The sequence below is a fragment of the Actinosynnema sp. genome (genome assembly GCF_052038725.1).
This window is the reverse complement of sequence record NZ_JBQGCX010000538.1, coordinates 1-7,082: the sequence shown is the minus strand read 5'-3', so window position 1 is coordinate 7,082 and position 7,082 is coordinate 1. Positions and strand designations below refer to the sequence as shown.

Below are 7,082 nucleotides of genomic sequence, written 5' to 3'. Positions count from 1 at the left end.
GATCGAGGTCGAGGACTTCCCCGCCTTCGTCGTCGTGGACGACAAGGGCAACGACTTCTTCGCCGAGACCTCCGCGCCGACGCTCCAGATCTCGTTCCGCAAGTAGCCCGCCCCGGTGCGGCGCTCCCTCCGACGAGGGGCGCCGCACCGCGCGCTCCGGGGTCAGCCGACCTCTTCGCGGCTCTCCAGCACGACCCTGCGCTCGCCGAGCGGCGCGTCGAGGGTGACGGTGAGCGGCACGGGGCGGAGGTCGTCGGTGCAGGCGCCACCGCCCCGCGGCGGGTAGTACGTGGTGACCAGGGTGACCAGGACCTGCTCGGCGGACTGCGCGGCGACCTCGGCCGAGGCGTTCTTGCAGCCGCCCGCCAGGCCGTTGACCAGCAGCGCCCGGCCGTCCGGCCCGACCTGGACCTGCTTGTCGTAGGTCTCCGGGAGCGCGGCGGCGTCGACCTTGGCGCCCTCCAGCGGCGCGGCCTGCGGGATCGGCTCGGCGCTGCGCTGCGGCGGTCGCTGCGGCTGCTGCTCACCGGGCTCGCCGGTGGGGTCGCCGGTGCCGGTCGAGTCCGGGGGCACGGCGCCCGACGGTGCTCCTGACAACGTTGTCGACGCGTCGCCGGGCGCCGACGAGCCGACCGCGCCGGTGGGGTCCTGCCCGCCACCGGAGCACCCGGCCAGCGCGGCGAGGGTGACGGCGACGGCGGCGTTCCTCATCCTGCTGGGCCTCATGGTCCCAGGACGGTACTACCGGGCCGGGCGGTTGCAGCCGTGCGGACCGAAGGCCCGCCCGGTGCGGGCGGGCCCTCGGCGGGCGCTACCCCTTCTGCTCCTGCCTGGCCTGGAGCACCACCGCGCGCTCCCCCAGCGGCTGGTCGAGCTTCGCGGTCAGCGGCGGGAAGCGGATGTCCATCGTGCAGATCTCGTCGGCCCCGGACAGGGTCTCCACCAGCACGGCGATCACCTGCTGCTCGTTCTGCTCGACGATCTCCATGCGCGACGTGCCGCAGCCGCCCTCCTGGCCGATGGCGCCGAGCACGAGCCCGCCGTCCTCGGTCCACGCGGTGCGCGGGCTGCCCTCGGCCAGCGCGCTGGCGTTGAGCTGGCTCGCGGGCACCTCGACCCCGCCCTGGGGCACGGCCGAGTCGAAGCCGGGGTCGGGCTCGGCCTCGACCGGGCTGGTGGTGGGCGCGGGCTCGGTGGTCAGCGTCGGGCCCGAACCCGCGCCCGCCCCGACCTCGCCGGACTGGCCGGAGGCGCAGCCGACCAGCACAGCGGCCAGCAGCGCACCCGTTCCGATTGCGGTTCCTAGGCTCCTCATGCGCCTAGGACGGAACGGGGCGGGCGCCGGGTTGCTCGGGGTGCTCACACTCGAGGGTGAAGGACCGGCTGCCCCCGGAGGGTCCCCAGCGCCTCGCCCATCGCCGACATCCGGTCCGCCGAGGCCAGGCCCGCGTGGTAGAGGTGCAGCTCGTCCACGCCGTAGTGCCGCCACTCCTCGACCAGGGCCGCCGCGTCGGCGGTCCTGGGCGGCAGCGCCAGCACGTAGGCGGCGATCGGGACGCCCGGCGCCGCCTCCCGCAACGCCTCGATGGCGGGCAGGGACGCCTCGGGGCCGCCCCAGCAGGTCAGGGTGAGCACGTCCACGTCGACCCCGACGCCGTCGGCGACCGTCGCGAACGGACCGGTGCCCCACGGGTCGGCGGTCGCGTGCACGACCGCCTTGGCCCCGGCCGCGCGGACCAGGCCGACCAGGTCGCGGCGCAGGTCGCGGGACAGGGCCGTGCGCGCGGCCCGCACACCGGCGGCCCACTCCCCCAGCGCCTCCTCGACGCCGGGCGCGCCGCCGTCCACGCCGGCGCGCACGGCGGCCCGGACCGCGTCCGCGTCGGGGTAGCGCCGCTCGCAGGCCGCGCAGAAGCACAGCGACAGCAGCTTCTGGGCGACCGGGCCCCAGTCCGCGCCGTCGGTCTTCTCGTGGTGCCCGCCGTGCGTGAAGCCGAGCGGCCCGCAGGCCTCCAGCACCACGCCGTCCGGCGCGCCCTGGTCGAGGACCTCGGTCACCAGGGCCGCGGCGTACTCGGCGACGTCCGGGTTGGCCGGGCACAGGGCGTACGGGTAGCGGTCGCCGAAGGCGTTGCGCACCACCAGGTCCGGGTGCAGGTCGCCGAGCCTGCTGCTGTGCGTGAGCACGGTCCAGGCGTGCACGGGCAGCCCGACCGCGCGCAGGGCGTCGGAGGCCGCGCCGTACGGGTTCTCCCCGTCGACCCAGGTCGGCGCGGCGGGCACGAGCCTGCCCCACGCCCTCGGCCGGACCGGCAGGTAGAAGGCGGCGTGCCTGGCGTCGACCAGCCGGTGCCGCGGGTGGAACGGGGTCGCGGCGCGGACCGTGTGGTACGAGGCGGCCAGCGCCACCGCGTCCACGCCCAGCGCGGCGATCCGCTCGGCCGCCGCCGGGTCGCCGACGAGGTCCCAGGGGTAGGCGTGCGCGACGGTGGTCACCACCGGGGTCGTCTCCTCTCGTAGCCGGGGTCGATGCTCCGCATGTAGCCGGTGTCGTCGCGCTGGACGATGCCGCAGCGGCGGTAGTCCTCGGCGCGCGCGGCGAGCTTGTCCCGGTCCAGCTCGACGCCGAGGCCGGGGCCGGTGGGCACGGGCAGCGAGCCGTCCACGAAGGACAGCGGCTCGGCGAGCACGTCCCACGCGCTGTTCCACGGGTAGTGCGTGTCGCAGGCGTAGTCCAGGTTGGGCGTGGCGGCGGCCAGGTGGGTCAGGGCGGCCAGGCTGATGCCCAGGTGCGAGTTGGAGTGCATGGACAGCCCGATGCCGAACGCCCGGCAGATCGCCGCCAGCTCCTTGGACCTGGCGAGCCCGCCCCAGTAGTGGTGGTCGGAGAGCACGACCTGCACCGCGCCCGCCGCCACCGAGGGCGCGAGGTGCTCGAACGCGATCGTGCACATGTTGGTGGCCAGCGGCAGCGGCGACCCGGCGGCGACCTCGGCCATGCCCTCGATCTCCGGGCTGGGGTCCTCCAGGTACTCCAGGACGCCGTCCAGCTCGCGCGCCACCTCCAGCCCGGTGGCAGGCGACCAGGCCGCGTTGGGGTCGAGCCGCAGCGGGTGGCCGGGGAACGCCTCGCGCAGGGCGCGGATCGCGGCGACCTCCTCGTCGGGCGGCAGCACGCCGCCCTTGAGCTTGATCGACCGGAAGCCGTGCCTGCGGGTGAGCTCCCGCGCCTGGGCGACGACGCCGTCGGCGTCGAGCGCGGCGCCCCACTCGTCGGGCTCCGCGCCGGGGTGGCCAGCCCACTTGTAGAACAGGTAGGCGCTGTACGGGACGGCGTCGCGGACGGCGCCGCCGAGCAGGTCGACCACGGGGCGGTCCAGCGCCTTGCCCCGGACGTCCCAGGTGGCGACCTCGAACGGGGAGAACACCCGGTCGACCGTGGACTCGACGGTGAGCCGCCCGGTGAGCCCGTGCCGGTCCGAGCCCGCCTCGCCGCCGAGGGCGGTGGAGACGCGGGCGCGGATGCCGTTGAGGTCGTGGACGTCCAGCCCGGTGAGGGCGGGGGCGGCGGCCCGGACCCGGTTCAGGTGGCCGATGTCCCCGTAGGTCTCGCCGAGGCCGGTGAGGCCCGCGTCGGTGCGGACCTCGACGACCGTGCGCAGCACCCAGGGCTCGTGCACGCCGACCGAGTTGAGCAGCGGCGGGTCGGGGAAGGCGATGGGGGTGACGACGACGTCGGTGATCCTCATCCGGCGAGCTCCGGTTGCCCGACCGCCCCGCTCGCCCCGCCCGCCGACGAGCCGTTCACCCCGCTCTCCCGCGCGCCCCCCGCCGTCTCCAGCGCGAGCGCCCGGCCCGCCGCCACGATCAGCTCCAGCTCGGCGAGGTGCTCGGGCGAGGGGTCGACCAGGGGCGCGCGGACGCCGCCGACGTCGAGGCCGGTGGCCCGGACGGCGGCCTTGACCAGCGAGACGGCGTAGCCGGGGACGCGGTCGCGCAGCTCGACCAGCGGCCGGTAGAACTCGGTGAGGTAGCGGCGCACCAGTGCGGTGTCGTCGGCGTGCACGGCCCGGTAGAAGCCGAGCGAGACCTCGGGGGCGAAGCAGAACACGGCGGACGAGTACAGGTCCACGCCGATGCCCCGGTAGGCCGGGACGGTCAGCTCGGCGGTGGGCAGCCCGTTGAAGAACTGGAACGGCTTCTCGACCCGCTCGCGCACGGCGAGCACGATCCGGTGCAGCAGGTCGATGTCGCCGAGGCCGTCCTTGAGGCCCACCACGGTCGGCAGCGCGGCGATCTCGACCGCGGTGGCCGGGGTGAAGACGGCGTTGTTGCGCTGGTAGGCGATCACCGGCAGGTCGGTGGCGTCGGCCACCCCGGCGACGTAGCGCACCAGCCCGGCGGGCGGTCCGGACACCAGGTAGGGCGGGAGCAGGAGCAGGCCGTCCGCGCCCGCGCGGTGGGCGGCCTCGGCGCAGCGGCGCGCCGTGGGCAGCGGTCCGCCGGTTCCCGCGAACACCGGCGCCCGGCCCTCGGTGACCCGCGCCGCGACCGCGACCGCGCGCTCGAACTCGTCCGGCGCCAGCGCGTGGAACTCCCCGGTGCCGCACGCGACGAAGACGCCGCCCGCCCCGGCGGCGACACCGCGCCTGACGTGCTCGGCCAGCACCGCCTCGTCGAGCCCGCCGCCCGCGTCGAACGGTGTCACCGGGAAGAACAGCACCCCGTCGAGTTGCATACCAGACCTTCATCCCTTGATCGCTGGGTGGCTCCCGCGCCGGGTGGTCGATCGCGCGCCCGGCGCCGGGGCGGGACCGGCGGCGGCCGGCGCTCCCGCGTCTCGTTGGTGGTGTTCACTTGTCGACGATCTCAGCTGTTTTCACATATCTGAATTAAGGTCGTACTTGTGAACCCCTGGGGCGGACTGTAAGAATCGCCGCAGCGACGTGTCAAGTGCGTGTTGCCTGAACGTTTCCGTGGAGGACCCAGTGGCTGGAGGCACGTCACCCGCTCGGCCGAACGCGGTGAAGTCGGCGGACCGGACCGTGGAACTGCTGGAGGTGCTGTCCTCCTCGGAGCGCCCGCTCACCCTCACCGAGCTGCACCGCGAGCTGAGCTACCCGAAGTCCAGCCTGTACATGCTGCTCCAGACCCTCGTGGCGCGGGGCTGGGTGGAGCTGGACTCCACCAGGGGCACGTACGGCATCGGGGTGCGGGCGCTGCTCGTCGGCACCTCGTACCTGGACCACGACCCGGTGGTGCAGGTCGCCATCCGGGTGATGGAGCAGGTCAGGCGCGAGGTCAACGAGACCGTGCACCTGGCGCGGCTCGACGGCTCGGACGTGGTCTACCTGGCCAGCCGCGAGTCCGAGCACCACCTGCGGGTGGTCTCGCGCGTGGGCAGGCGGCTGCCCGCGCACTCCACGTCGCTGGGCAAGGCGGTGCTGGCCGCGCGCACCCCGCAGGAGGTCGACGCCGTCCTGCCCGCCACGCTGGACCCGCTCACCCAGAACACCGTCACCGACCGGGCGGCGCTGCACGCGCAGCTCGCGGGCTTCCGCGGGGTGGGCTACGCCCACGAGCGCGAGGAGAACACGCCCGGTCTCGGCTGCTTCGCGGTGGCGCTGCCCTACCGCACGCCCGTGCTCGACGCGATGAGCTGCTCGGTGCCGCTGGGCAGGCTCGACGGCGAGCACGAGCGCCAGGTGGTGGGGGCGCTGCTGCACGCGGCCCGCACCGTCACCGAGCTGCTGCGGCAGTTCGGCCGCTGATCCCCTCACGGAAAGGCTCCCCCGTTGACCGCACGGATCCTGATCACCGGCGCGGCGGGCATCGTCGGCTCGCTGATGCGCCCCCGGTTGGCCGCGCCCGGCCGAGTGCTGCGCCTGCTCGACGTCGCCGAGCAGCGCCCCGCCGAGGAGGGCGAGGAGGTCGAGCTGGTGACCGCCTCGGTGACCGACCTGGAGGCGGTGGAACGGGCCTGCGAGGGCGTGGACGCCGTGATCCACCTCGGCGGGCACAGCCTGGAGCGGCCGTGGGCGGAGATCCTGGAGGTGAACATCAACGGCACGCACGCGGTGCTGGAGGCCGCCAGGCGGGCGGGCGTCAAGCGCGTGGTGCTGGCCAGCTCGAACCACGCGGTGGGGTTCTACGAGCGGGCGTCCGGCGAGGCCGGTGACGCGCTGTTCCCGCAGCCGGACAGCTACTACGGCGTGAGCAAGGTCGCCCTGGAGGCGCTGGGGTCGATGTACTCGGCGCGGTACGGGCTGGACGTGATCGCGATCCGGATCGGGTCGTGCTTCGAGAAGCCGCGCGACGTGCGGATGCTGTCGACGTGGCTGTCCCCGGACGACGGGGCGCGGTTGTTCGAGGCGTGCCTGTCGGCGCCGTCGCCGGGGTTCCGGGTGGTGTGGGGCGTCTCGGACAACACCCGGCGGTGGTTCTCGCTGGAGGCGGCGCGGGAGCTCGGGTACGTGTCCGAGGACGACTCGGAGGTGTTCGCGGCGGAGGTGATCGCCCAGCACGGCGAGCCGGACCCGGAGTCGTTGGCCTTGAAGTAACTGGGCGGGGTGTGGGTCGGCCCGGACTTAGACACGGCGGTGCAGGAGGCTGGGCGATGAGCGTCGTGCAGGGGTACGACCCGAGGACCGGGGAGCCGTTCGGCGAGCCGGTGCCGGTGACGTCGGACGCGGAGGTGGACGCGCTGGCGCGGGCGGCGCGGGCGGCGTTCCCCTCCTGGTCGACGCTGCCCGGCGCGGAGCGGGCGGACGCGCTGGAGCGGCTGGCGGACGCGCTGGACGCGGAGTCCGGGCTGCTGGTGGAGACGGCCGACCGGGAGACGGCGCTGGGCGTGCCGAGGCTGACCACGGAGCTGAAGCGGACCACGAACCAGCTGCGGCTGTTCGCAGGGGTGCTGCGCGAGGGCAGCTACGTGGAGGCGGTGCTGGACGGCGCCGACCCGGACATCATCCCGCCGAGGCCGGAGCTGCGGCGGGTGCTGCGCCCGCTGGGGCCGGTGGCGGTGTTCTCGGCGTCGAACTTCCCGTTCGCGTTCTCGGTGGCGGGCGGCGACACGGCGTCGG

The 7,082-nt window shown here is 74.8% G+C and carries 9 protein-coding genes; 4 read left to right on the top strand and 5 right to left on the bottom strand.

All coding sequences use genetic code 11. From position 1 onward, the window contains the following. A partial coding sequence (locus tag ACTUAL_RS10890) for a fumarate hydratase C-terminal domain-containing protein (protein ID WP_440900165.1) occupies positions 1 to 106 on the top strand: 106 nt, incomplete at its 5' end. A gap of 56 nt (positions 107 to 162) precedes the next feature. Here ACTUAL_RS10890 and ACTUAL_RS10885 read toward each other — a convergent pair. From ACTUAL_RS10885 to ACTUAL_RS10865, 5 genes are all read right to left on the bottom strand, one after another. After that, positions 163 to 726 (bottom strand): hypothetical protein, encoded by a 564-nt coding sequence (locus ACTUAL_RS10885; RefSeq protein ID WP_440900164.1) that lies wholly within the window; start codon positions 724 to 726, stop codon positions 163 to 165. An 85-nt stretch (positions 727 to 811) separates the two neighbouring features. Further along, positions 812 to 1,315 (bottom strand): hypothetical protein, encoded by a 504-nt coding sequence (locus tag ACTUAL_RS10880; protein WP_096492093.1) that lies wholly within the window; start codon positions 1,313 to 1,315, stop codon positions 812 to 814. Between the two features lie 44 nt (positions 1,316 to 1,359). Then, positions 1,360 to 2,499 (bottom strand): hypothetical protein, encoded by a 1,140-nt coding sequence (locus tag ACTUAL_RS10875; RefSeq protein ID WP_440900163.1) that lies wholly within the window; start codon positions 2,497 to 2,499, stop codon positions 1,360 to 1,362. After that, on the bottom strand, positions 2,493 to 3,749 hold the full coding sequence (locus ACTUAL_RS10870) for an enolase C-terminal domain-like protein (protein ID WP_440900162.1): 1,257 nt from the start codon (positions 3,747 to 3,749) through the stop codon (positions 2,493 to 2,495). The genes ACTUAL_RS10875 and ACTUAL_RS10870 overlap by 7 nt, the downstream gene beginning before the upstream one ends. After that, positions 3,746 to 4,738: a 5-dehydro-4-deoxyglucarate dehydratase gene (locus ACTUAL_RS10865; RefSeq protein WP_440900161.1), complete on the bottom strand. Its 993-nt coding sequence runs from the start codon at positions 4,736 to 4,738 to the stop codon at positions 3,746 to 3,748. The genes ACTUAL_RS10870 and ACTUAL_RS10865 overlap by 4 nt, the downstream gene beginning before the upstream one ends. 208 nt (positions 4,739 to 4,946) lie before the next feature. Here ACTUAL_RS10865 and ACTUAL_RS10860 point away from each other — a divergent pair, with 208 nt between their 5' ends. The 3 genes from ACTUAL_RS10860 to ACTUAL_RS10850 all read left to right on the top strand — a co-directional run. Then, positions 4,947 to 5,771, top strand: coding sequence for an IclR family transcriptional regulator (locus tag ACTUAL_RS10860; protein WP_373565524.1), 825 nt, complete (start codon positions 4,947 to 4,949; stop codon positions 5,769 to 5,771). 24 nt (positions 5,772 to 5,795) lie between these two features. Then, positions 5,796 to 6,560, top strand: coding sequence for an NAD-dependent epimerase/dehydratase family protein (locus tag ACTUAL_RS10855; RefSeq protein WP_440900160.1), 765 nt, complete (start codon positions 5,796 to 5,798; stop codon positions 6,558 to 6,560). Between the two features lie 56 nt (positions 6,561 to 6,616). After that, a partial coding sequence (locus ACTUAL_RS10850) for an aldehyde dehydrogenase family protein (protein ID WP_440900159.1) occupies positions 6,617 to 7,082 on the top strand: 466 nt, incomplete at its 3' end.